The sequence below is a fragment of the Actinocorallia sp. A-T 12471 genome (assembly GCF_033875155.1).
GTDB lineage: Bacteria > Actinomycetota > Actinomycetes > Streptosporangiales > Streptosporangiaceae > Actinocorallia.
This window is the reverse complement of sequence record NZ_JAWZTE010000001.1, coordinates 42,838-66,988: the sequence shown is the minus strand read 5'-3', so window position 1 is coordinate 66,988 and position 24,151 is coordinate 42,838. Positions and strand designations below refer to the sequence as shown.

Genomic DNA, 24,151 nt, shown 5'->3' with positions numbered 1-24,151 from the left:
GAGTGGACGGTGTGCGTCCTGGTGGTGACGTACGAACTGACTGACGAATAAGCTGGCGATCTATGGTCGTCGTGCATGAGTTGTCAGCCGAGCAGTCAGCCGCCGTCCTCGATCTGGCCGACCGGGCCGCCGAGGCCGACGGCGTGGCTCCCCTGTCCGAACAGACCCTGCTCGCCGTGCGGCACGGCGGCGGCGAGCACCACCTCGTGCAGGAGGGGTCCGACCTCGCGGGCTACGCGTTCGCCGAGGCCGGATCGGCCGAGGCGGTGGTCGACCCGGCCTACCGCAGGCGCGGCATCGGCGGCAGGCTGCTCGCCGAGCTGCCGCCGGACGCGCGGATCTGGGCGCACGGCGACCTGCCGGGGGCGGCCGAGCTCGCCGCGTCCCAGGGGCTGAGCCCGGTCCGGACGCTGATCCAGATGCGGCGGCCGCTGGGCGAGCCGCTGCCGGTGACCCGCATCCACGCCGGGTACACCCTGCGCACCTTCCAGCCGGGCGACGCCGCCGCCTGGCTGCGCCTGAACGCCGCGTCCTTCGCCTCGCACCCCGAGCAGGGCAAGTGGACCGAAGAGGACCTGCGCCGCCGGATGGGCGAGCCGTGGTTCGACCCGAAGGGCTTCTTCGTCGTCACCAAGGACGACAAGCTCGTCGGGTTCCACTGGACGAAAGTTCATCCCGACGGCATGGGCGAGGTCTACGTCGTCGGCGTCGATCCCGCGCAGCAGGGCGTCGGCCTCGGCCGCACCCTCACCCTGGCCGGTCTGCACCACCTGAAGGGCCTCGGGCTGGACACCGTCCTGCTCTATGTCGACGGTGAGAACACCAGTGCCGTAAGGCTTTACGAGTCACTCGGGTTCCGCCGCTACCAGGTCGATGTGATGTTCGGACGCTCGTTCACCTGACGGCTACGCCAAATCGAGACATTCTTCCCGAAGCATCCCGGCGCTGTTCACTCTCCGTTCACCTGGACCGCTCCGAGCCGTTCACCTGGCCTTCCTACCTTCAGACCTGACGGTGACCCCACCTCCCTGACCTAGCTACGGGGATCACCGCAGCGATCTGGAGGAACAACCCGTGAAGAACGGCATTCGGCTTGCGGCCCTCGGCGGCGTCATCCTGACCGGCGCCCTGGCGCTGTCCGCGTGCGGCTCGGACGACAACACGACCCCCGGCGACGCCGCCAAGGCCCCCGCCGACGGCAACTGCGTCGCGGCCACCGTCAACGCCGCAGGGTCGAGCGCGCAGAAGAACGCGATCGACGAGTGGATCAAGAACTACACCGCGAACTGCGCCGGTGCCGTTCTGAACTACAACCCCAGCGGCTCCGGCGCGGGCATCGAGGCGTTCATCGGCAAGCAGGCGTCCTTCGCGGGCTCCGACTCCGCGCTCAAGCCCGAAGAGGCCACCTCGGCCAAGGAGCGCTGCGCCGGCAACAACGCGCTCAACCTGCCGATGGTCGTCGGCCCCGTCGCGGTCGCCTACAACCTGGAGGGCGTCGAGGGCCTCCAGCTGTCGCCCGAGACCCTCGCGAAGATCTTCGCGGGCGAGATCAAGAAGTGGAACGACCCGGCGATCGCCGCCGACAACCCCGACGCGAAGCTGCCGGACGAGAACATCACCACGATCCACCGCGCGGACGAGTCCGGCACCACGGACAACTTCACCAAGTACCTCGCCGCCGTCGCCCCCGACGTGTGGAAGTTCGAGCTCGGCAAGGTGTGGACCGCCCCCGGCGGCCAGGGCGGCACCAAGTCCGACGGCGTCACCACGCTGGTCAAGCAGTCCAAGGGCTCCATCGGCTACGTCGAGATGTCCTACGCCGAGAACGCCGACCTGTCGACCGTCAAGGTGAAGAACGGCGCGGGCGAGTACACCGAGCTGACCGCCGAGAGCGCGTCGAAGGTCGTCGCGGGCGCGGAGATCACCGGCACCGGCAACGACCTCTCGCTGAAGATCGACTACGCGACCAAGACCCCGGGCGCGTACCCGATCGTCCTGGTCACCTACGAGATCGCCTGCGAGGGCGGCCTCACCGGCACCGAGGGCGAGTTCGTGAAGTCGTTCCTCACCTACACCGCGTCCGACGCGGGCCAGGCCGCCCTCGAGGGACTCGGTTACGCGCCGCTCCCGCAGGAGATCATCACCAAGGTCCGGGCCTCCATCGACGCCATCTCCGTCTCCTAAGAGACAGCCTCTCAAGAACAGAGCAGGGCACTGAGCGCAGAGAACCACCCGAGCCCCTCCGCCGAGAACGGCGGAGGGGCCTCACCCGGTTACCCGGAAATGGCAGAGGGAGGAGCTGGTGTGACCAGCATCGACGAGGTCCAGGGCAGGGCCGTCGGCGCGGCGCGCAGGAGAAGGGCGATCAGCACGGGAAGGCGGGGCGACAAGGTCTTCCGGGGCGCGGCCCTGGGCTCCGGCATCTTCGTCCTGGTCATCATGGGCGCGATCGCGGCGTTCCTTGTGTGGAAGGCGATCCCCGCGCTCCAGGCGAACGAGGGCAACTTCCTCACCGACACCGAGTGGCGCGCCAACGCGGACCCGCCGCGCTTCGGCATCGCCCAGCTCGCCTTCGGCACGATCATGTCGGCGTTCCTCGCGCTGCTCATGGCCACCCCCGTCGCGATCGGGATCGCCCTGTTCATCTCCTTCTACGCGCCGCGCAGGCTCGCCGACGGGCTCGGGTTCGTCGTCGACCTCCTCGCCGCGGTGCCCAGCATCATCTACGGCCTGTGGGGCCTGCACTTCCTGGTGATGAACGCCGACCCGGTGATCGAGTTCCTCAACACCTACCTGGGCTGGATCCCGCTCTTCGCCGGTGACAACGTCGGCGGGCAGTCGATCTTCATCGGCTCGGTCGTGCTGGCGATCATGATCCTGCCGATCATCTCGTCGATCTCTCGCGAGGTGTTCCTCCAGGTGCCCACCCCGCACATCGAGGCCGCGCAGGCGCTCGGCGCGACCCGCTGGGAGACCATCCGCTTGTCCGTGCTGCCCTACGGCCGCTCCGGCGTCATCAGCGCGATGATGCTCGGCCTCGGCCGCGCGCTCGGCGAGACCGTCGCGATCGCGCTCGTGCTGTCCACGGTCGCGGGGATCAACTGGCACATCCTGGAGCCCGGCGGCAACACCTTCGCCGCCAACATCGTCCGGACCTTCGGTGAGTCCGGCGGGATCGGCCGCAGCGCGCTCATCGCCTCGGGCCTCGTCCTCTTCGTCATCACGATGATCGTGAACATGGCCGCCCGCGCGGTGGTCTCCCGCCGCAAGGAGTTCACCGAATGAGCGTCCTCACCGCCAAGACCGGGCAGGCGATTCCGGAGACGTCGACCGGCCGCAAGGTCAAGGACCGGATCGTGCTCGTCGCGGTCTACGCGGCGTTCGCGCTCGCGGTCATCCCGCTGGTGAGCGTGCTGTACAAGGTGATCGGCGAGGGCATCCGGGTCATCAGCCCCGACTTCCTGCTGAAGTCGATGAACGGCATCGGCGGACGCGACGCCGGCGGCGGCATCTACCACTCCCTCGTCGGAACGCTTGAGCAGGTCGCGCTGGCCAGCGCCATGTCGATCCCGATCGCCGTGCTCACCGCCGTCTACCTCGTCGAGTACGGGCAGGGCAAGCGGCTCGCGCGGACCATCAGCTTCTTCGTCGACGTCATGACCGGCATCCCGTCGATCGTCGCCGGCCTGTTCGTCCTCGCGTTCTGGATCCTCGTGCTCGGGTTCGAGGTGTCCGGCTTCGCGGGCTCGCTCGCGCTCGCGGTGCTGATGATCCCGACCGTCGTCAGGTCGGCCGAGGAGATGCTGAAGCTCGTCCCGAACGAGCTGCGCGAGGCGTCCTACGCGCTCGGCGTGCCGCGCTGGCGGACCATCACCCGGGTCGTCCTGCCGACCGCGTTCACCGGCATCATCACCGGGATCATGCTGGCGATCGCCCGCGTCATGGGCGAGACCGCGCCGCTGCTGCTGACCATCTGGGTCACCAAGGTGATCAACTTCAACCCGTTCAGCGGCGCGCAGTCCTCGCTGCCGACCTACATCTGGGAGCAGGCCGCCGACCCCAACCAGGTCGCGGTCTCCCGCGCGTGGGGCGCGGCCCTCGCCCTCATCTTCATCATCATGGTCCTCAACATCGGCGCCCGCCTGCTGGCCCGCCGGACCTCGATCCGATAGCTGACAAGGAGTACCGCACCATGGCCAAGCGGATCGAGGTCTCGGGCCTCAACGCCTACTACGGCGGCTTCCTCGCCGTCGAGGACGTCTCCATGACGATCGAGCCCCGCTCGGTGACCGCCTTCATCGGCCCGTCGGGCTGCGGCAAGTCGACGTTCCTGCGCACGCTCAACCGCATGCACGAGGTCATCCCCGGCGCACGCGTCGACGGCAAGGTGATGCTCGACGACCAGGACCTGTACGGCGACAAGGTCGACCCCGTCGCGGTCCGGCGGGTTGTCGGCATGGTCTTCCAGCGGCCCAACCCGTTCCCGACGATGTCGATCTACGACAACGTCGCGGCCGGGCTCAAGCTGAACGGCGTCAAGGGCAAGAGCGAGCTCGACGGGATCGTCGAGACGTCGCTCAAGGGCGCGAACCTGTGGAACGAGGTCAAGGACAGGCTCGCCAAGCCCGGCGCGGGTCTTTCCGGCGGACAGCAGCAGCGGCTGTGCATCGCCCGCGCGATCGCCGTCCAGCCGCAGGTCCTGCTGATGGACGAGCCGTGCTCGGCGCTCGACCCGATCTCCACCCTCGCCATCGAGGACCTGATCGCGCAGCTGAAGTCGCAGTACACGATCGTCATCGTCACGCACAACATGCAGCAGGCCGCGCGCGTCTCGGACCGCACCGCGTTCTTCAACATCGCCGGGACGGGCAAGCCGGGCAAGCTCATCGAGCTCGACGACACCTCGCGGATCTTCACGAACCCGTCGGAGAAGGCCACCGAGGACTACATCACCGGCCGCTTCGGCTGACCGCGAAAGGCGTCCCGGGGGGCGGGACGCCGCACCCTTCCGGTGATAAGGCCCACACCGCCGCGCGGTGTGGGCCTTCGTCTTCCCGAAGCGGCGCGAGGCCGGGCGCAGTGCGCAAAACGCGAGTGTCGCGGCGTGTGCTCGCGGCGATCATTGGTAACCATCACAGGAGAAGGGCGGTGGACACGAACGAAATCTCGGGTGAAAGTTCGTCATACCTCCGGACTGCGCCTACGATCACACGCGGACAGTTCCCGCACTAGGAGAAGAACGTGCGCTTGCGTCTCACACCTCGTGAAGACGGCTTCTACGACCTGTTCGCCGACTCGGCGAACAACATCGTGACCGGGGCCCGCCTTCTCGTGGAACTCATCAGCGACGGCGCTGACCGGGAGGCCATCGCGGAGAAGATGCGCGCCTGCGAGCACGCGGGCGACGAATGCACTCACGCGATCTTGCACAGACTCAACGAAAGCTTCATCACGCCGTTCGACCGCGAGGACATCTACGACCTCGCCTCGCAGCTCGACGACGTCATGGACTACATGGAGGAGGCGGCGGACCTCGTCGTCCTCTACAAGATCGACAAGCTGCCGACGGACGTGCTCCGCCAGGTCGAGGTCCTGGAGCGCGCCGCCGAACTCACCGCCGAGGCGATGCCGCGGCTCAAGTCGATGCGGGAGCTGAACGAGTACTGGATCGAGATCAACCGCCTGGAGAACGAGGGCGACCGCATCCACCGCAGGCTGCTCGCCCGCCTGTTCAGCGGCGAGTACGAGACGCTTGAGGTGATGAAGCTCCAGCAGGTCATCGACCGCCTCGAGGACGCCGCCGACGCCTTCGAGCACGTCGCCAACACCATCGAGACGATCGCGGTCAAGGAATCATGACCACGAAGGGTCCGGAGCTGGCCGAAAAGCCGGTGCCGGAACACGTCGTCGCCTCCAGCACCAAACAGGCGCGCACCACATGGGTGTCGGTCATCGGCGCGGTGCTCACCGTCGCCATCGGCGTCTACTTCGTCTTCCACCTCGGCCCGTCCACCGAGACCGTCGCGCTCGTCGCGGTCGTCGCGGTGGCGCTCGGCTTCAACTACACCAACGGCTTCCATGACGCGGCCAACGCCATCGCCACCTCGGTGTCCACCCGGGCGCTGACACCGCGGGCGGCGCTCCTGATGGCCGCGATCATGAACCTGCTCGGCTCGTTCGTCGGCATCGGCGTCGCCAAGACGATCGCCGAGATCCTCCCCGACCTGACCGGGCTCAGCGGCCTCGGCGTCGTCTTCGCGGCGCTCGCCGGCGCCATCATCTGGAACCTCATCACCTGGTGGTTCGGCCTCCCCTCGTCGTCCTCCCACGCCCTCATCGGCGGTCTCGTCGGCGCGGGCATCGCCGCGTCGACCACCGTCGGCTGGGACAAGGTCGTCGAGAAGGTCGTCCTGCCGATGATCATCTCCCCGTTCGCCGGGTTCCTGCTCGGCTACCTGTTCATGGTCGCCATCATGTGGGCGTTCCGCAGGGCCAAACCGGCCAAGGTGTCGCGCGGCTTCCGCATCGCGCAGTCGCTGTCGGCCGCGGCCATGGCGTTCGGCCACGGCCTGCAGGACGCGCAGAAGACCATGGGCGTCATCGTCCTGGCGCTGGTCTCGACCGGCTACCAGGACGACCTCGGGCACGTCCCGACCTGGGTGGTCCTGGTCAGCGCCGCGGTGCTGTCCATCGGCACCTACGCGGGCGGCTGGCGCATCATGCGCACGCTCGGCCGCAAGGTCATCGAACTCGACCCGCCCAAGGGCTTCGCCGCCGAGGCGACCGCCTCGTCGATCCTCTACATCGCGGCGATGGGCTTCCACGCGCCCATCTCCACGACCCACGTCATCTCCTCGGCCATCATGGGCGTCGGCGCCACCAAGCGGCTGTCGGCCGTGCGGTGGGGGGTCGCCGGGAACATCCTGCTCGCGTGGATCTTCACCCTGCCGGCGGCGGGCCTGATGGCCGCGCTGGTGTTCCTCGGGCTGAAACTCTTCGGGGTCTAGCGGGCCTCGGTGGGCTCACGGGGCTCACTGGGCTCACTGCCGTGGTCCGAGCCCGCACCTTCCCCGGGTGCGGGCTCGGACGCGCGGTTCAACGGCGCTCCACCGCCGGCTCCTCGCTCACGCCGAGCACGATGTCGATCTCGGCGTCGGTGAGCCTGCGGTCGGCGACCGCGACAGCGCTGAGCAGCTCCGAGACAAGCTCGATCTCGCCCAGCGCGACGTCGTCGTGCAGCCGCCGGTCGAGTTCAGACAGACGCACCGTCCACCTCCTCCTTGGCCAGACCCCAAGGCTACGCCGCCGCCCCGCCCCCTTCCCATGACCCAACCGAACTACCCCCGGACTATTCCCACCTAGCCCCACCCCCTCCCGCAGCCCCTTCGCGCCTGCCGGGCAGGTGCCCCACGCCGCGCAGTCCCTCCGGACTGCACGAACAGCTGCTCCACGCCCCCACGCACACACCACAACCCACCCGGCAAGTTCCGCACAGCGTCCACACCCCCCACTCGACACAGCAACCCACCGAGCCACCCCCGAAGTCTCTTCGAGCCTGCGGGAACAGGTGCTCCAGGCCCCACACCCCGGGCCCGCACATAACAACCCGCAGGGCGCGCACCCCTCCCCCAGTCCCTCCGTGCTTGCCGGGATACCTGCTCCGCTCCCCCACACCCAAAAAGCACGCGCACACCACAGCCCCACCCGGCAGCTCCGCATACCGCCCACCCCTCCGAAACCCGGACAGAACCCGCCGAAACACCCCCGCGGAGCGCACTCCTCCCTGCAGTCCCTCCGGGACTGCAGGGGCAGCTACTGCAGTTCCCCACATTCGAACCCACCGCACACGCACCCCGCCCGGCCAGTCCCGCAGGTCGCCCACACCCCCACAAGTAGAACAACCCGCGCCAACCCCGCAGGCCATCAACACCATGCACTTCTCCGTGGCCAGCCCCCACCGGAACCTCCCCACAGGGCACTCCCCCAAGCCCACCCCCGCCCAGAAGACTTCCCCGACCCCTCCCCAGAGCCTTTCCCGCACGGCCCCGGGACCGCCCCACTCAGGGACCTCCCGCAGACGGACCCGACGCGGATGCGAGGAGCCCTGGGGCGTTCCCCCAGCAGGGCCCCTACCGGGGCTTTTCCCTCACGGGGCACCTACCCAGACCTTTCACACGCAGAAGCTCCTCCAAGACCTTTCGCCCGCAGGACCTCCTGTGAAGCCTTCCCCCAGGGTCCTACCGGGACCTTTCACCCGCAGGGCCTCCCACGGAAGCTTTCGCCTGTGGGACCTTCTGCGGAGCCTTCCCCCTCAGGTGCCCTAACGGGACTTTTCGCCCGCGCGAGGCTCTCCCGACGCCTTTTGACCGCAGGGGGCGTCTTCCAAGGGCGAGGGCTGTGAGGCTCTTCCGGCGCACGGCCCGGAGGACTCCCTGGAGCTCGGCCCGAAGGACTCCCCAGGGGCGAGTTCCACTCCCCTGGCGTGAGGTGTCGTCTCCCGTGGGCACGGGCCCGGAGGGGTCCCGGCCTCCCGGGAGCGCGGCCCGGCGTCCCGGGTGGGGACCGGGGGGCTGGGTGGGTCTCTTTTCCCGCAGTCCCGAAGGACTCGCCGGGGGCAAGGCTCGCTCCCCGGGGAGCGAGCCGTCGGCTCCCCGGGGCTTGGCCCGAAGGGCTCCCGGGGGTAAGGGCCGGAGGAGGTCTTCCGAGGGCGAGGGCTGTGGGGGATTTCCGGGGCACGGCCCGGAGGACTCCCGGGAGCGCGGCCCGAAGGACCCCCTGTGGGCGAGGCCCGCTGCTCGGTGCGCAAACTGTCGGCTCCCGGGGGCACTGCCCGGAGGACTCCCGGGTGTGAGGCCCGCTCCCAGGGGCGCGGCTGTCGGCTTCCCGGGGGCCTGCCCGGAAGGTACCCGGGGGCGCGGCCCGAAGGGCTCCCGGGGCGCGGCCCGAAGAACTCCCCCGGGGGGCGAGGGCCGCTGCTCGGTGCGCGAGCTGTCGGCCCCCCGGGGGGACCGCCCGGAGGCGAGGTCCGCTCCCCTGGCGTGAGGTGTCGGCTCCCCGAGGGTGCGGCCCGAAGGGCGGCCCGGGGACACGGTCCGGAGGGGTTTCGGCTCCCGGGGCGGGGCCCGGGGGTCTCGGGTGGGGCCGGAGGGGGACCGGGGGGCGGAGGGGGCTTACAGCCGCGGTCCCGGAGGGACTGCGGGGTTATTGGGGGGTGGGGGGGTGGGTTTGGTGGAGGTTGCCTAGGAGGCGTTCTAGGCCGGATTCGGGGAGGTCTCGGGTGGTTAGGCGGGCGACGGTTAGGGCGTCTGCGCCGGTTAGGGAGGAGATGCGGCGGGCCTGGCGGGCTACGGTTTCGTCGAACCAGGTGTGGACGGTGCGGCCGAAGACGAACTCGTCGTTGTCGCGGAAGCGGGCGAAGCGGGTCATGAGTTCGAGGCGGAGTTCCTCGTCGACCATGTAGAGCTTCTTCTCGGCGAGCTTCACGAACAGCTGGACGAGTTCGCGGTCGGTCGGCGCCTCGAAGTCGACGCGTTCGAAGGTCGCGGCGATGTCGGGGTTGGCGGTGAGGAACGGGTCGATGTCGGTCGCGGCGAGCACCAGCATGTACGGGTGTTCGCGCAGGCCGCGGAACAGCTCGGCGACGGCCTCGGGGGTGAGCCCGTCGGCCTTCTGGACGAGCAGGACACCGCCCTCGGCCTGCCGGACGATCCCCGCCGTGCGAAGCTCGGTCTCCAGGGAGTCGCGGCCGATGATGTGCTCGGGGCGGCACTGGATCAGGTGCCCGGACGGCAGCACGCCGAGCGCGCCGAAGATGCCCGCGAGCAGTCCCGCGACGGTCGCCTTGCCGGTGCCGGGCGGGCCCTCGAAGATGAGGTTCAGCGGGCCGTCGGCTTCGCGGGCGAGCCTTTCGACCTCGGCCTTGGCCGACGTCAGGCCGACCATGTCGGCGAGGATGTCGAGGTAGCCGTCGACGTCGCCGCCGGGGTGCAGCGCGGGTTCGATGGACTCCGCGACGCCGGAGAAGTCGGCGGCCTGGAGCACGAGCCTTTCCTGAGCGCCCCCGCCGCGCCCCAGAGCGCGGTTGTAAGCCCGTTCCAGGTATGTCTCGACAAGGCGGGCCGCCGTGAGGTCTCCGGGGCCCCTGAGGCGCACCAGATCCTCGCGGACCGCCGACCACGCGACGGTGTCGAGCGACGCGCGGCGCTCGTCGGCGAGGACGCGCAGCAGCGTCGTGCGCTCCTCGATGTCGCGCAGCTCCGGCAACTTGTAGACGCGGAAGACGCGCTCGAGCTCCGGGTGCTCCTCGGCGATCCTGCGGTACGAGCGCGGGTCGCACGTGGCGATCAGCGGGGTGCGCGCGCGGGCCCTGACGGTGCGCAGGGTCCGCAGGAACACCGCGGGGTCGTTGGCGTCGAGCAGCGCGACGTCGAGGCGCTCCAGCAGCACCGCGGAGCCGCCCGGGTCGAACAGCGTCGCGAGCCGCTCAAGCGCGAGCCCCCGCAGCTCCTCCGCGTCCCGGACCTCGAGGGCGCCGTCGGACACGATCTGCGAGATCATCCGCGCGAACCTGCGCTGCCCGGTATGCGGCGTCCCGACGAGCAACACCGAAACGGCCACCGGCCCGGTATATGCCGTTTCCATCCGCGTCGCGGGCGCACCCCCGTCAAGCATCGTCGCCTGCGGCCCCCCGCCCCGGGCCCCTCCCATATCAAGCATCGTCGCCTGCGCATCAAACCCCTGCCCACCCTGCCCAGGCTGGCCGCCAGGCCCGCCCTGCCCGACTTGGCCGCCCTGCGCGGGCTGGCCACCGTGGCCGCCCTGGACGAGCTGGCCGCCAGGCCCGCTCGGCCCGGCCTGCCCGGACTGGCCGCCAGAACCGCCCTTAGCGGGCTGGTTGCCGGAACCGCCCTGCGCGGGCTGGTTTCCGTGGCCGCCGTGGGCGGGCTGGCCGCCAGGACCGCTCGGCCCACCTTGCCCGGACTGGCCGCCGTGAGCGCCGTGGGCGGGCTGGTTGCCCTGACCGGGCTGGGCCGGGTGGTTGCCGTGGCTGCCCTGGGCGGGCTGGTTGCCGTGGGCGGGCTGGTTGGTGCGGGCGTTCTGGTCGAGCATTGTCGACTGGGGGTCGTTGGAGGACGGTTCGGGACGGCCGCCTCGGTCGAGCATCGTCGACTGGGGGTCGACGGGGCGGCGAGCGCGGGAGTCCACCATCGTGGCGTGCGGGTCGAACGGCTCGGGGGTGCGGGTGCGGCCGCCCTGGTCGAGCATGGTCGCCTGCGGGTCGAAGCCCTGCCCGCCCTGGCCCTGCTGACCCTGACCGCCCTGGCCTTGGCCCTGCCCGCCCTGACCCTGCTGGCCCTGGCCCTGCCCCTGGCCTCCCTGGCCCTGGACGCCCTGCTGGCCCTGGGCGGGAGTGCCGTGCGGCTGGCCGCCGGGGTTCCTGACGCTTTCGCCGGATGTGCCCTGGTATGCGCCACCCTGACCGGGCGCGCCGGAGGACGCGCCGCCGTGGCCAGGCGCGCCCGAAGCCGAGCCGCCGTGGCCAGGTGTACCCGAAGCCGAGCCTCCCTGACCGGGTGCGCCGGAGGACGCGCCGCTGTGGCCGGGGGTGCCCGGGGCTGAGCCGCCGTGGCCGGGTGTGCCCGAGGCTGAGCCTCCCTGACCGGGGGTGCCCGGGGCTGGGCCGCTGTGGCCGGGGGTGTTCGGGTTTGGGGTGTCTTGGGTGGGGGTGTCTGGGGGGGTGACGTCCAGGCCGAAGGCGCCAGGGGGCGCGACCATGGTGCGTGGGGGGTTGTTTTGGGCGTTCTGGGCCGGGTCGTTCGGGGCGAACGCGCCCGGAGGGGCGACCATGGTGCGCGGGGGGTCGTTCTGGGTGGGGTCGGTCGGGGCGAAGGCGCCTGGAGGGGCGACCATGGTGCGTGGGGGGTCCGATGGGGGGGTGGGGGGGTGGGCTTCGGGGCGGGGCTCGTTGAGGAGGGTTGCCAGGTTCTGGTCGAGCATCGTCAGGGGGGCGTCGGGGGTGGGGGCGCGGTAGACCTGGGTGGAGTCTGCGGCGAAGGTGGGGGCGGGGAGGGCGTCGAGGAACGCCTCGGCGTCGTCGCGGGGGTCGTAGACGAAGGTGACGCCGCGGCGGGTGACGGTCGCGGCCTCGGGCGGGCCCTCCGGGGGCGGGGCGATGTCGCGGACGGGCCTGGACGGCACCGGCGCGAAGTCGAGGAAGTCGCCGACCATCGTCTCGGACATGATCCGGGTGCCGTGCTCGGGCGCGGCGGGGGTCGGACGGGACGCGGCCTGCGGCGTCGGGACGGGCGGCTGGCTCGGGCCGTCGGGGCTGTCGAAGCCGACCGGGCCGGTGGTGTAGGCGTCGGGCTGTGCTGCGGGGGTTCCGCCGCCGAGCAGCTTGCCGCCGAGTCTGCGCGCCTTGCCCCACGCCTTCTCGAACGCCTTCCCTGCGTTCTGCGCGAACTCTTCCGCGGTCGGCCCGCGCTGCGCCGCCGCGCGCCTGCGCACCGCGGCCTGCTCGGCCGCCCACTGCGCCTGCTGCTCCGGCGACCCCTGCTGCGCACCCTGCGCACCCTCGCCTTGCGGACCCCAAGGCCCACCCTGCTGCGCGGCCTCACCCTGCGGACCCCACTGCGCACCTTGCTGGCCGCCCTGCGCGCCGTCGCCCTGCGGACCCCATTGCCCGCCCTGCTGACCGGCTTGGGCGGCGTCGCCCTGCGGGCCCCACGCGCCTTGCTGGCCGCCCTGTGCGGCGTCGCCTTGCGGACCCCGTGGCCCGCCCTGCTGACCGGCCTGCGCGGCGTCGCCCTGGGGGCCCCACTGCGCGCCCTGCTGACCGGGCTGCGCGGGGTCGGCTTGCGGGCCCCACGGCCCGCCTTGGGCGGCGTCTCCCTGGGGGCCCCACGGGGTTCCCTGGTGCTGTGCGGCCTGCTGGCCCGGTTGGGCGGGGTCGCCCTGCGCGGGTTGTTGACCGGCGTGTGCGGCACCGCCTTGTGGGCCCCAGGGGGTGCCCTGCTGACCGGGCTGCGCGGGGTCGCCTTGCGGGCTCCACGGCGTGCTCTGCTGTGCGGCTTGCTGGCCCGCTTGGGCGGGGTCGCCCTGCGGGCCCCAGGGTGTGGCCTGTTGCGCGGCTTGGGCGGGGTCGCCCTGCGCAGCTTGACCGGCGTGGGCGGCGGCGGCTTGTGGGCCCCATTGCGCGGCCTGCTGTGAGGGTTGGGCGGACTGGCCGGTGCCAGACGGCTGCGATGGCCAGGAGGGGGAGGCCGGGGGCGGGGTTGTGGCGGTGGCGCGGTCTGGGCCGATGTGTTCGGCGAGGACGGCGATGGCGGCGGGGAAGCCGCGGGGGCGGGCCGGGATGCCGCCGCCCAGACGGCACCAGGCGAGGTCGAGGCTGTAGAGGGCCGCGAGGACCTCTTCGCGGTTGGCGGCGGTGCCGGCGCGCAGCTGCTCGGGCAGCCGGTTGGCCTCGGGCCAGAAGCGCCGGCGCAGCGGGTGCCCCGGCTGCCCGACCATCGCCTGGACGGTGAAGCGCAGCTCGGGGTCGAGCCAGCGCGACACCTCCTGGACGACGTCCTGCCGGATCACCGAAAGCTCGGCCGCCAGCAGCGACGCCGCGATCAGCCGGGGCTCGACGAACGCCGCGTCCCCGGGGTCTCCGGCGGCCGCGACGAGCGTCTGGGAGAAGTCGTAGAAGGCGTGCCGGAACCCGTCGCCCGGCGAGCTCTCCATCCGCAGCGCCGCGGTGAGGTGCGGCGGGCAGCGGGTGATCCACAGCTGCGCGACGGCGGCGTCGCCATGCGGCAGCGCGCCGTAGTCGACCTGCGGGTCGGCCAGGGTGCTGCCGAGGATCGCCAGCAGCGCCTCGGCGCGCGCCGCGAAGCGCGGCTCCTCCCGCAGCACCGACGCGGTCGCCCACATCGTCCGCAGCACGACGACGGCGGCCTCGACCCGGTGCGCCCGAAGCCGTTCGACGTACAGGGCGGCGAGTTCCTCGAGCGTCGGCGGCGTCAGCCAGCGCGGCCCCTCGATGCGCGGAAGCGGGTTGGCCCGGTACGGGTCCCACAGCCCGAGCAGCTTGGCGTCCTCGCGCGCGTCGAACACGGGCGAGGCCGCGCACCACAGCGCGGTCCCCCAGCACGCGGCGACGGTGCTGGGGACGGTCGGCGCGAAGTCGGCGAGCCAGCGCGGCGGGTTCTCCGGCAGCGGGTGGTCCTGCGCGTTCAGCGACGCCGCGGACTCCAGCGTCGCGCGGACGGGCGCGGTGAGCGCGCCGAGGTCGGACCCGAACAGCGGCAGCGCGACGGGCCCGGCCGCGGTGAAGTCGGGCCCGAGCGGCACCACGTGCGGGGGCGGCGGCGAGGCGGGCGGCGCCTGCTTGCCCGCCCTGCGCACCTGCTTGGCGTAAGGCGGCGGGCACAGGTACCACTGGGTGTCGCCGGGGTGCTTGCGGTACCAGCGGGCCCACGCGCCGAACAGCCACTGGGTGCCGTCCGGCAGCTCCACCACCTGCCCGGCGAGTGCGTGTTCGCGCTGGCCTGGGCGGGCGCTCGGCCACCAGCCCGCCGCGACGGCGTCGCGCACCGCCCGCTCGGCCTTGCCGAACGGATCGTCACGTCGCGGTTCTCCCGGTCCCCATGCCACGCGGGCCATGCTAATTGATTACCTCCATTCGACCTCTCGGTGCTGCCGCGCCTTCGCCATGTAGTGGGTCGAGGTGTGCTCCAGCACAAGACGGTCGTCGTCTCTCAGTTCCCTTACGACGCGCGCGGGCGCTCCCGCGACGAGTACTCCGGAGGGGAATTTCTTGCCGGGCGTCACCAGGGCCCCGGCGGCGACGAGGGTGTGCGCGCCGATGCGCGCCCCGTTGAGGACGATCGCGCCGATCCCGATGAGCGCGCCGGTCTCGACGTACGCGCCGTGGACCATCGCCTTGTGCCCGAGGGACACGCGGTCCTCCAGGACGGCGGGCGTGCCGGGGTCGGAGTGCATGCAGCTCAGGTCCTGGATGTTGACGCCCTCGCCGACGATGACCTCCTCCTCGTCGGCCCGCAGGACGGTCCCGTACCAGACGCTGGAGTCCGCGCCGAGGGTGACTTTCCCGACGACCACCGCGCCCGGCGCGATCCAGGCCGTCGGGTGGATTTCCGGCTTGTATGCGCCCAGTGCGCCCAGATACGTCATGAGCCGTATTGTGTCTGGTTCGGGGTGCGGACCCTGACGGCGACCCGCAATTCACGCGAGTACCGGCGTTTCGGTTGCGCGAAGAGGTCAGACCGGACCAGAGTCAGCCTGAAGCCTGTACTGAAGCCAGTATCAGGGGTCACCCCAGCGCCCCTAACCGAACCGACACCAGCAGATCCCCGGTCACGGGGCCGACCGCCTGAGGCGCCATGAGCAACGAAGCAGAGATCCTCCCCAATCTTCTCCGGGACGAGCAGTTCGAGATCGTGATGCGGGGCTACAACCGCCGTCAGGTCGACGAGATGATCACCCGGTACCAGAACCAGATCCGCGACCTCGAGGCGCGGCTGCAGCGGTCGCTCGACGACGTCGAGCGCACCCGTCGCGAGATGGTCGAGGTCCGTGAGGCGCGCAAGCCCACCGGCGACGACCTCAGCGACCGGCTCCGCCAGATCATCAACCTTGCCGAGGACGAGGCCAAGGAGAAGGTCGCGCAGGCCGAGGACACCGGCAAGCAGATCCGCGAGGGGGCCGAGAAGGAGTCGAAGCGGATCATCGACGACGCGCGCGGCCAGGCCGAGCGTGACGTCGCGGCCGCGCAGGACAAGGCCGCGCAGGTGCTGAACGCCGCGAAGAACGAGTCGGAGAAGGTGCTGACGGCCGCCAAGCACGAGGCCGAGCAGACCGTCACCAGCGCGCGTCTTGAGGCCGAGCGCACGCTGACGCAGGCCGAGCGGCGCGCGACCGTCATCAACGAGGACGCGACCGAGCGGCTGAACCACGTCACGAAGAACCACTCGCAGGCGCTGCAGCGGCTGACCGAGATCAGCCACACGCTGAGCGCGCTGCTGCGCGCGGAGAACGAGGCGGGTCCGCTGGAGAAGATGGTGGACGACGCCGTCGCCAAGCCGGTCCGCAAGCCCGCCGCCGCACGTCCGGCGGGTGCGACCGCCGAGCCGCGGCCGACGCAGACCGCGCCGCTGCCCGCGGTGCAGGCCGAGCCGGTCGAGCAGGCCAAGCCGCTCGGGGTGTCGCCCGCGGTGTCGACGCCGGTCGCCGGGGCGGTCGGCCCGGTCGGCGGTTCGGTGGGCGGGTCCGTGTCGTCGGTGTCGGCTTCGTCGGGGTCGACGGCGTCGGTGTCGGGTCCGTCGCCGTCGCTCTACAAGGACGAGGAGCGTCCCGCGCCGCTGTCCGGCCCGCTGTCGGGAGACCTTGGCATCTAGCCTCCGCGTCACCAGTCGCGCCGCCGGCCCTCCTTGAGGGTCGAGCGGCGCTTCTTGTTCTCCAGCCGCCGCTCGACCGCCCCGCGTGACGGCCGGGTGGCCTTGCGGCGCTTGGGCGGCGGGGCGAGCGCGGTGCGCAGGAGGTCGGCGAGGCGTTCGCGGGCTGCCTCGCGGTTGCGCAGCTGGGAGCGGTACTCCTCGGCGCGGATCGTGACGGTCCCGTCGACGAGCCGGCCGGCGAGGCGGCGCAGGGCACGGTCGCGCAGCGGCGGCGGGAGCGCGGCCGACCCGGCGACGTCGAAGATCAGTTCGGCGGCGGTCGCCGAGGTGTTGACGTGCTGGCCGCCCGGCCCGGACGAGCGCGAGAAGCGCCAGCCGAGTTCCGCCTCGGGGATCTCCACCGAGACGCCTGGCGTGACGGCGACGTGCAAGGGTCCGGACATGACTCCATTATCGGAAACTCCGCGACCCGGCGCGAGGCGATAAACCCGGGGCCCTGGAAGTACTGCAAGTGCTTACTTACACTCGTGCCATGAGCGAACCCGGAATGTTCCAGGACGGCGACGTCATCCGGCGCATCACCAGGGAGGGCGTCCTCCTGCTCGGCGGCGGCGCGGCCTCGATCCTCCAGACGTCGCACCCCGGCGTGGGCCAGGGCGTCCACGACCACAGTTACACCTTCGACGACCCGTTGGTAAGGCTGCGGGGCACGATGGAGTGGCTGACGGCCGTCCACTTCGGGACGCGCGAGGAGGCCGAGCGGGTCAGCGCGTTCGTCGGGAAGATGCACGACAGGGTGAACGGGCCTGGCTACGACGCCCAGGACCCCGAGCTGAAGGTCTGGGTCGGCGCGACGCTCTTCGACGTCGCCGCGCGGCTCTACCAGGCGCTGTTCGGACGGCTGTCGGAAGCCGAACTCGAGGAGTTCTACCAGCAGAGCCGCGTATACGCGCAGATCCTTGGCGCTCCCGCCGACCTCCAGCCTTCCGGGCTCAAGGAGTTCCGGGTGTACTACCGGGAGAAGGTCGAGGAGTTCCGGATCACCGAGGCGTCAAGGGAGGTCGCGCGGCTTCTGCTGTATCCGAGGGCCCCGTGGCACCGGCGTCCGGTACTGGCCGCCGCGCGCCTGGCGACGGCGGGCCTGATGCCCGAGCCGCTGCGGACCCAGTACGGCTGGGACTGGTCGCCCGCGCGGCAGCGCCGCTTCCTGGTCCTCATCAACGCCCTGCGGATCGTCTACCCGAGGCTTCCTCTGGCGCTGCGTACGGCTCCCCGGGACATGTACCTGGCTTCCCTGCGCCGCAGGCTCGCCAAGGCCGAACGCACAAGGCCGCGCCGCAAACTGCGCTCGGCCTGAGGAGAAAAGCGGCGGGACCGAGGACTCCACCCCCCAGTGGCCCCCGGTCCCGCCGGTCTGTGCGGCGTCAGTCGGAGACCGACGCCCTGGTCATGATCTGGTCGGTGACCGTCTTCACGGTCTCGGCCGGGATCGCGAACCCGACGCCGACGCTCCCCGACCCGCCGCCCGACGTGGCGATCGCGGTGTTGACGCCGACGATCCGGCCCGACCCGTCGGCGAGCGCCCCGCCCGAGTTGCCCGGGTTGATCGCGGCGTCGGTCTGGATCGCGTCCTGGATGACCGCTCCCCCGCTCTCCTGGACCGCCCGGTGCAGCGCGCTGACGATACCCGCGGTGACCGACCCGTCGAGCCCGAGCGGGCTGCCGATCGCCACGACCGTGTCGCCGACGGCAAGGGAGCGGCTGTCGCCGAGCGTCGCCGGTGACGCCTTGGCCTTCCGCGACGTCTTCACGACGGCGAGGTCGTGATCCGGGCTCGTGCCGACGATCTTCGCCTGCGCGGTCGTCCCGTCGCTGAACTTGACGGTGATCTTCCGCGCGCCCGACACGACGTGCTCGTTGGTGACGATCATCCCGTCCGAGCGCAGCACGACCCCCGAGCCCGTCGCCTGGACGCCGTCGGAGGACGCGGTGAGGGAGACCACGGACGGCTGCACCGAGGCGGCGATCTTGCTGATCGTGGTGTGCGCGGCGATCCCGTCGGCGACGGTCACCGCGGTCGCGCCGCGCGTGAACGTGAGCGCCCCGACGGCCCCGGCCGCGCCCCCGGCCAGCGCCACGGACGCCGCCACGCCGAGCCCGACGAAGGCCCTGCCGGTCGCGCCGCGCTCCGGCTGACTTCCGGGACGCAACCTGTAAGCGGGTCGCTGAGGCGTCTCCTCGATCACGTGTTCCCCCGGCTCGGTGTCTGTGGCCGGGCCGATTCGTGCCCGACACATCACACAATGCAGGGGAAACCTGAGGAATTCCTTAACCGCCCGTGGTCAAAGGTAAAGAAATCCGCGCCGCCCGCCACGACCCGCCGACGTTCCCGTGACCGAAGCCGGGGACCCGCCGGGGAAACGGCGCAGGCCGCGCCCAAAGGCACGGCCTGCTCGCGGAACTCGGGGCGGGAGGCTACTCGCCACTCCAGTTCGGCTTGCGCTTCTCGGCGAAGGCCCTGGGGCCCTCCTGCGCGTCCTTGGAGCCGAAGATCGGGTTCGAGATCTCGCCCTGCTTGTCCCACATCTCCTCGGTGGACCACTCGGCGGACTCGACGATGATCTTCTTGGTGGCGGCAAGGGCGAGCGGGGCGTTCTCCGCGATCTTGGCGGCCAGCTCCTTGGCGGCCTCCAGCGCCTTGCCCGGCTCGGCGATCCGGTTCACCAGGCCGTACGCCGCGAGCTGCTCGGCGGTGTAGAAGTCGCCGGTCAGGGCGATCTCCATGGCGATGTGGAACGGAATCCGCTTGGGCAGCCGCATGAGGCCGCCGGCCGCCGCGACGAGGCCGCGCTTGGGCTCGGGGAGCCCGAACTTGGCGGCCGACGACGCCACGATCATGTCCGTCGACAGCGCGATCTCGCAGCCGCCCGCCAGGGCGTAGCCCTCGACGGCCGCGATCAGCGGGGTCGCCGGGGGCTTCTGCACGATGCCCGCGAAGCCGCGCTCGGGCGTGAAGGGCAGCTCGCCCGTCAGGAAGCCCTTGAGGTCCATGCCCGAGCAGAACGTGCCGCCCGCGCCGGTGATGATGCCGACCGCGAGGTCCTTGCGGCCGTCAAGCTCGGTCAGGGCGGCTTCGATGCCCTTGGCCACGTCGGCGTTGATGGCGTTCTTGGCCTCGGGGCGGTTGATCGTGATGACGAGAACGCCACCGTCTTCTTCAGTGAGAACTGCGTCGCTCATGTGTGACCCTGCCTCGCTACTTCGGCTGGAAGCGGATGCCGCCGTCGAACCTGACGGTCTCGCCGTTCATGTAGTCGTTCTCGATGAGCGCGGTCGCCAGGTGCGCGAACTCCGACGCCTTGCCCATGCGCTTGGGGAAGGGGACCGGCGCGTACAGCTTGGCCTTGAACGCCTCGGCGGCCTCGCCCTCACCGTAGATGGGGGTGTCGATGATGCCGGGGCAGATCGTGTTGACGCGCACGCCGATGGCCGCGAGGTCGCGGGCGGCGGGCAGGGTCATCGCGACGATCGCGCCCTTGGAGGCGGAGTAGGCGAGCTGGCCCGTCTGGCCCTCGAGGGCGGCGACGGACGCGGTGTTGATGACGACGCCGCGCAGGCCGTCGGCGTCGGCGGGCTCGGTCGCGCCGATGGCGGCCGCGCCGAGGCGCATCAGGTTGAAGGTGCCGATCAGGTTGATCTGGACGACCTTCTCGAACGAGTCGAGCGGGTGCGGCACGTTGCCCTTGCCGACGGTCCGCGTCGCCCAGCCGATGCCTGCGCTGTTGATGATGACGCGCAGCGGCGCGCCGGTGTCCACGGCGGCCTGGACGGCGGCCTGGACCTGGGCCTCGTCGGTCACGTCGGTCTTCACGAAGACACCGCCGACCTCGTCGGCCAGCGCCTTGCCCTTGACCTCGTTGAGGTCGGCGATGACGACCGTCGCGCCCTTGGCGGCGAGGTCACGGACGCACGCCTCGCCGAGCCCGCTCGCGCCACCGGAGACGACGGCGGATACTCCGTTCAGTTCCATGAAGAGCACCTTACCTGAGGAAACCGAATATGGTTCGGCCGATGTTACCCACTGGTCAGGCTCGAAGAATAGCCACCCCCCACTTACTGCCCAGGAGGCAGGTCCGCCCAACCGTCCTATCTTCTTTTGCGGGGGCGGGGGCGGGGACGGGGACGGGGGCGGGGGCGGGGACGGGGGCGGGGGCGGCGAAGCGGGCCCCGGCGGACGCGACGCCGGGGCCCGGATGCCGGTCAGCTTCCGGCGGGTCCGGGACGCTGGCCCATCTTCGGGCCCATGCGCTCCGGCGTGAACTCCATGTAGTTCACCTTCGTCGGCTTCACCCGGATCTGCACGACGGTGATGCCCTCCGGCAGGCTGCCCGCGCGCTCGGGCAGCCCGTACTTGACGGCCTGCGCCTTGAACAGCGGCGCGGCCTCGGCGGCGGACGGCTCGCGCAGCGTCGCCTCGCCGCGCACCTCGACGTAGCGCTTGGGGTCGGCGGGGTCGACGACGAGGACCGTGATGCGCGGGTCGGCCCGCAGGTTGCGCACGCGCTGCATACGCGGCGCGGTGTGCGCGACGAGCTCGTCGCCGTCCAGTACGAAGCCGGCGACGACGGCCTGCGGGCTGCCGTCCGGCATCAGCGTGCAGAAGACCGCGTTCGCGGGCCCTTCGAGCAGGTCACGCGCTTGCGGACTGAACACTGACGTCTTTCCCTCGGACATGTTTCTGGGCTCCCTCTCGCGTTGGACGGGTGCGCCGGCGCACGTCGCAGTCAAGCAGAGGTTGTCCCGCTAAACAAGACACATACCCTGATATTCAGAACAGGCTAGGCTGGCGGCGTCGGAAGGGTCTGGAGGCAGCTCGGCAGCGCGCCCTCCCACGAACACCAGGCCGGAGGGATGACGGGACGGTAACCGGACGGGACGCCGCGCTCGGCGATGACGCGTCGGTAGGAGGCGACGGCGTCGGTCGGGACGCGCTTCAGCGAGGGGTCGGAAGCCACGTCGACGGTGTAGAGGCCGAAGCGGGGACGGTAGGAGCCCCACTCGTAGTTGTCGGTGAGGGACCAGTAGTTGAAGCCCATCATCTTGACGCCGTCGCCGATCGCGCGTTGCACCCAGTAGAGGTGGTCGCGCAGGTGGTCGGTGCGGGTGTAGCCGTCGGCGCGCGGTTTGCCGTCGTCGGTGGGCATCCCGGCCTCCACGACGAAGACCGGGAGGTGCGGGAGCCTGCGCTGGTACTCGCGCAGGACGTAGTACAGCCCTTCGGGCTCCGCCTTGATCTTCCAGTACGCGCCGGTGAGCGCGTTGACGGCCGACAGGTTGAAGACGCTCGCGCCGTAGTAGTAGTCGACGCCGATGAAGTCGAGCTTGTCGGTGACCTTGGTGAAGATCGCCTGGTCGAACAGGGGGTTCAGGACGTTGCCGTAGGCGATGTTGGTGGAGACCATCGCGCCGGGGTCCGCAGCGTGGATCAGGTCGTAGGCCGCGCGGTGGGCGCGCACGAGGTTGTCGCGCATCTTCGGCACGTCGAAGACCGACATGCCGCCGTCGGTCAGCTCGTGGAAGATGTACTGGCTCGCCTCGTTGAAGGTGATCCAGACGACGTCCATGTTCTTGTAGCGGTCGACCACGAAGGCGACGAAGCGCAGCCAGTCGTCGGCGGTCGCGGCGTTGCGCCAGCCGCCCCTGTCCTGCACCCAGCCGGGGTGGACCCAGTGGTTGAGGGTGAGCATCGGGCGCATGCCGCGCGCGCGGATCTGGGCGACGAGGTCGTCGTAGTAGGCGACCTCCTTCCAGTCCCAGGTCCCCTTCTTCGGCTCGACCCGCGCCCACTCGATCGACGTGCGGAACACGCCGACGCCCAGGCCCGCCGCGCGCTCGACGTCCTCGGGGTAGCGGTTGCGGAAGTCGACCGAGTCCCGGTAGGGCTCCTTCTTTGCCGCGTAACGTGTCCAGTTGCTGTCGGGGAAGCTTCCCTCCGACTGGAACCCCGACGACGACACGCCCCACAGGAAGTCGGCGGGGAAGCGCGGGACCGCGCTCTCCGCGTGGGCGGGGACCCCGAGGAAGAGAGATCCCAGCATTCCCGTCACCGCACACCAGAGCGCCCACACGAACCGCTTCCGACCCACAGCACACCCCTTTCGTGCCCGGAACGTACGCCGCATCCGCCTCGCCGAGAACCCGCCCGGCCACTTCCGGACCGGGTCCGGGAGCGTCACGCGAAAGGCACTTCCCCTGACGTTCCGTGGGGAGTACAACCGGGTTGTGGAGCTGGAACCCGGCGGGAACCTGGATCTGCGCGGCGAGACCGTCGACCCCGCGACGTGGGCGGCGGTGCGCGCCGCCGCGACGGGGCGCGACGGCGTCGTCAGGCTCGGCCGGTGCCGCTTCGACGACGCGCGCCTTGAGTGCGCCGACTTCCACGCCGTGGTCTTCGAGGGCGACGTGTCCTTCGACAGGGCCGAGTTCCGCAGGGGGACCGCGTTCCGCGAGGCGGTGTTCGCCGGGAACGTCGGCTTCCACGAGACGGTGTTCCACCGCGGCGTCACGTTCCACCGCGCGGCGTTCCGGCGGCACGCGGGCTTCACCTCGGCCCGCTTCAACGGCGACGCCCTGTTCACCGAAGCGCGCTGGGACGCCGACGCCGCGTTCACCGGGGCGACGTTCCTCGGCGCGGCCGACTTCGACGGCTCGGCCTGCGCCCGCGACGTCCAGGCCCAGGAGACGCGGTTCAGCTCGCCGGTGTCGTGGCGGGACGGGTCGGTGGGCCGTCATCTGCTGCTCGACCGTGCGGTCTTCCGCGACTGCGCCTGGCTCGGGCCGCTCGTCGTCGGGGGACGGATCAGCCTGAACTCGGCGCGGGCGTCGCGGACGCTGCGGCTCACCGCGGCCGCGCCCAGGGTCAGCATCCGCAACGCGGTCCTGCGCACGACGAAGCTGCGCGCGGTGAAGCCCGGCGGGCACGCCGACCTGTCCCACACCTCCGCGACCGACCTGCACCTGCAGGGCGGCGGCGCGCACACCCTCACCGGAACCGTCGCGGACGCGGCACGCCTCACCGACGTCGACCTCGGCGCGTGCCTGTTCGAGTCGGCCGAACTGGCGGACCTGCGGCTGTGCGGCTGCTCGGGACGGCTCGCCGAAGAACCCGCCCCCTGGACGGCCGCCCTGTACCGCCGCCTCGCGGACGCCACCGACGACCCCGACCAGGCCCGCGACTTCCGATTCCGCTCGGTCGAGATCTACCGAAGATCCCACCCGTCCGCCTGGTGGCGCTTCCTCCTTACCCTCTGCCGCGTAACCTCCGGCTACGGCAACGACCCCGTCCGCACCCACATAACGATCGCCCTCCTGATCGCAGCGGCTTTGCTGCTCACGGGCCTCGGCGTAGAGGACGGCACAGCCCTAACCCACCTCGCCCACCCCTGACCCAAGCCGCCGCCTCCCAAGCAAAACCCCCCACAGCCCGGCGCGCTACGCGCGCCGGGCTGTGCGGAGCGGCGCTAACGCGCCGGGTTGTGTGCTGACGCGCCGGGCTGTGTGCTGACGCGGGCCGCGCTGCGGGGTCAGCGCCCTGGCGGGCCGGGCCGTGGGGCGTGGGCGTCAGGCCCGAGCGGGCCAGGCCGTGGCGCGCCCGGCTGTGCGCTGACGCGGGCCGCGCTGCGGGGTCAGCGCCCCGGCGGGCCGGGCCGTGGGGCGTGGGCGTCAGGCCCGAGCGGGCCGGGCCGTGG

General features: G+C 71.3%; 19 protein-coding genes. 10 read left to right on the top strand and 9 right to left on the bottom strand.

Annotated elements, in window-relative coordinates:
* Window positions 1-62: 62 nt before the first annotated feature.
* The 7 genes from mshD (at window position 63) to R9X44_RS00240 (ending at window position 7,007) form a co-directional block, all read left to right on the top strand.
* The gene (gene mshD / locus R9X44_RS00270) at window positions 63-902 is read left to right on the top strand and encodes a mycothiol synthase (protein ID WP_319811868.1); all 840 of its coding nucleotides are present in this window, start codon (window positions 63-65) and stop codon (window positions 900-902) included.
* Between the two features lie 172 nt (window positions 903-1,074).
* Complete coding sequence (pstS, locus tag R9X44_RS00265; RefSeq protein WP_319811867.1) at window positions 1,075-2,184, top strand: phosphate ABC transporter substrate-binding protein PstS; 1,110 nt, start codon at window positions 1,075-1,077, stop codon at window positions 2,182-2,184.
* 129 nt (window positions 2,185-2,313) lie between these two features.
* On the top strand, window positions 2,314-3,285 hold the full coding sequence (gene pstC, locus R9X44_RS00260; protein ID WP_413774900.1) for a phosphate ABC transporter permease subunit PstC: 972 nt from the start codon (window positions 2,314-2,316) through the stop codon (window positions 3,283-3,285).
* Window positions 3,282-4,172 carry a phosphate ABC transporter permease PstA gene (gene pstA / locus R9X44_RS00255; RefSeq protein WP_319811866.1) on the top strand — a complete coding sequence of 297 codons (891 nt, stop codon included), beginning with the start codon at window positions 3,282-3,284 and terminating at the stop codon, window positions 4,170-4,172. Before pstC ends, pstA begins: the two co-directional genes overlap by 4 nt.
* 20 nt (window positions 4,173-4,192) lie before the next feature.
* Complete coding sequence (pstB, locus tag R9X44_RS00250) at window positions 4,193-4,969, top strand: phosphate ABC transporter ATP-binding protein PstB (RefSeq protein ID WP_319811865.1); 777 nt, start codon at window positions 4,193-4,195, stop codon at window positions 4,967-4,969.
* Window positions 4,970-5,241: 272 nt separating this feature from the next.
* Window positions 5,242-5,859 carry a DUF47 domain-containing protein gene (locus R9X44_RS00245; RefSeq protein ID WP_319811864.1) on the top strand — a complete coding sequence of 206 codons (618 nt, stop codon included), beginning with the start codon at window positions 5,242-5,244 and terminating at the stop codon, window positions 5,857-5,859.
* Entirely contained in the window at window positions 5,856-7,007 is a 1,152-nt protein-coding gene (locus tag R9X44_RS00240) for an inorganic phosphate transporter (RefSeq protein ID WP_319811863.1), read from the top strand. The genes R9X44_RS00245 and R9X44_RS00240 overlap by 4 nt, the downstream gene beginning before the upstream one ends.
* Before the next feature lie 88 nt (window positions 7,008-7,095).
* On the opposite strand, the gene R9X44_RS00235 is transcribed toward R9X44_RS00240, so the two are convergent.
* The 3 genes from R9X44_RS00235 to R9X44_RS00225 form a co-directional block, all read right to left on the bottom strand.
* Window positions 7,096-7,266, bottom strand: a complete 171-nt coding sequence (locus R9X44_RS00235) for a hypothetical protein (protein WP_319811862.1) — start codon at window positions 7,264-7,266, stop codon at window positions 7,096-7,098.
* 1,935 nt (window positions 7,267-9,201) lie between these two features.
* Window positions 9,202-14,640, bottom strand: a complete 5,439-nt coding sequence (locus R9X44_RS00230; RefSeq protein ID WP_319811861.1) for a hypothetical protein — start codon at window positions 14,638-14,640, stop codon at window positions 9,202-9,204.
* A gap of 18 nt (window positions 14,641-14,658) precedes the next feature.
* Window positions 14,659-15,180, bottom strand: a complete 522-nt coding sequence (locus tag R9X44_RS00225) for a gamma carbonic anhydrase family protein (RefSeq protein WP_319811860.1) — start codon at window positions 15,178-15,180, stop codon at window positions 14,659-14,661.
* Between the two features lie 209 nt (window positions 15,181-15,389).
* On the opposite strand from R9X44_RS00225, the gene R9X44_RS00220 reads away from it, so the two are divergent.
* The gene (locus R9X44_RS00220; RefSeq protein WP_319811859.1) at window positions 15,390-16,403 is read left to right on the top strand and encodes a hypothetical protein; all 1,014 of its coding nucleotides are present in this window, start codon (window positions 15,390-15,392) and stop codon (window positions 16,401-16,403) included.
* Window positions 16,404-16,411: 8 nt separating this feature from the next.
* On the opposite strand, the gene arfB is transcribed toward R9X44_RS00220, so the two are convergent.
* Complete coding sequence (arfB, locus tag R9X44_RS00215; RefSeq protein ID WP_319811858.1) at window positions 16,412-16,846, bottom strand: alternative ribosome rescue aminoacyl-tRNA hydrolase ArfB; 435 nt, start codon at window positions 16,844-16,846, stop codon at window positions 16,412-16,414.
* Window positions 16,847-16,935: 89 nt separating this feature from the next.
* Between arfB and R9X44_RS00210 the strand changes: the two genes are divergently transcribed.
* Window positions 16,936-17,760: an oxygenase MpaB family protein gene (locus R9X44_RS00210; protein ID WP_319811857.1), complete on the top strand. Its 825-nt coding sequence runs from the start codon at window positions 16,936-16,938 to the stop codon at window positions 17,758-17,760.
* Window positions 17,761-17,827: 67 nt separating this feature from the next.
* On the opposite strand, the gene R9X44_RS00205 is transcribed toward R9X44_RS00210, so the two are convergent.
* The 5 genes from R9X44_RS00205 to R9X44_RS00185 all read right to left on the bottom strand — a co-directional run bounded on the left by R9X44_RS00205 (window position 17,828) and on the right by R9X44_RS00185 (window position 22,501).
* Window positions 17,828-18,613, bottom strand: coding sequence for a S1C family serine protease (locus tag R9X44_RS00205; protein WP_319811856.1), 786 nt, complete (start codon window positions 18,611-18,613; stop codon window positions 17,828-17,830).
* A 265-nt stretch (window positions 18,614-18,878) separates the two neighbouring features.
* Window positions 18,879-19,643 (bottom strand): crotonase/enoyl-CoA hydratase family protein, encoded by a 765-nt coding sequence (locus R9X44_RS00200; protein WP_319811855.1) that lies wholly within the window; start codon window positions 19,641-19,643, stop codon window positions 18,879-18,881.
* 16 nt (window positions 19,644-19,659) lie between these two features.
* Window positions 19,660-20,433: an SDR family oxidoreductase gene (locus R9X44_RS00195; protein WP_319811854.1), complete on the bottom strand. Its 774-nt coding sequence runs from the start codon at window positions 20,431-20,433 to the stop codon at window positions 19,660-19,662.
* Between the two features lie 230 nt (window positions 20,434-20,663).
* Window positions 20,664-21,116 (bottom strand): PPOX class F420-dependent oxidoreductase, encoded by a 453-nt coding sequence (locus R9X44_RS00190; RefSeq protein WP_319811853.1) that lies wholly within the window; start codon window positions 21,114-21,116, stop codon window positions 20,664-20,666.
* 125 nt (window positions 21,117-21,241) lie between these two features.
* Window positions 21,242-22,501: a glycoside hydrolase family 1 protein gene (locus tag R9X44_RS00185; RefSeq protein ID WP_319811852.1), complete on the bottom strand. Its 1,260-nt coding sequence runs from the start codon at window positions 22,499-22,501 to the stop codon at window positions 21,242-21,244.
* Between the two features lie 184 nt (window positions 22,502-22,685).
* On the opposite strand from R9X44_RS00185, the gene R9X44_RS00180 reads away from it, so the two are divergent.
* Window positions 22,686-23,849: a pentapeptide repeat-containing protein gene (locus R9X44_RS00180; protein ID WP_319811851.1), complete on the top strand. Its 1,164-nt coding sequence runs from the start codon at window positions 22,686-22,688 to the stop codon at window positions 23,847-23,849.
* The last annotated feature ends 302 nt before the right edge of the window (window positions 23,850-24,151 follow it).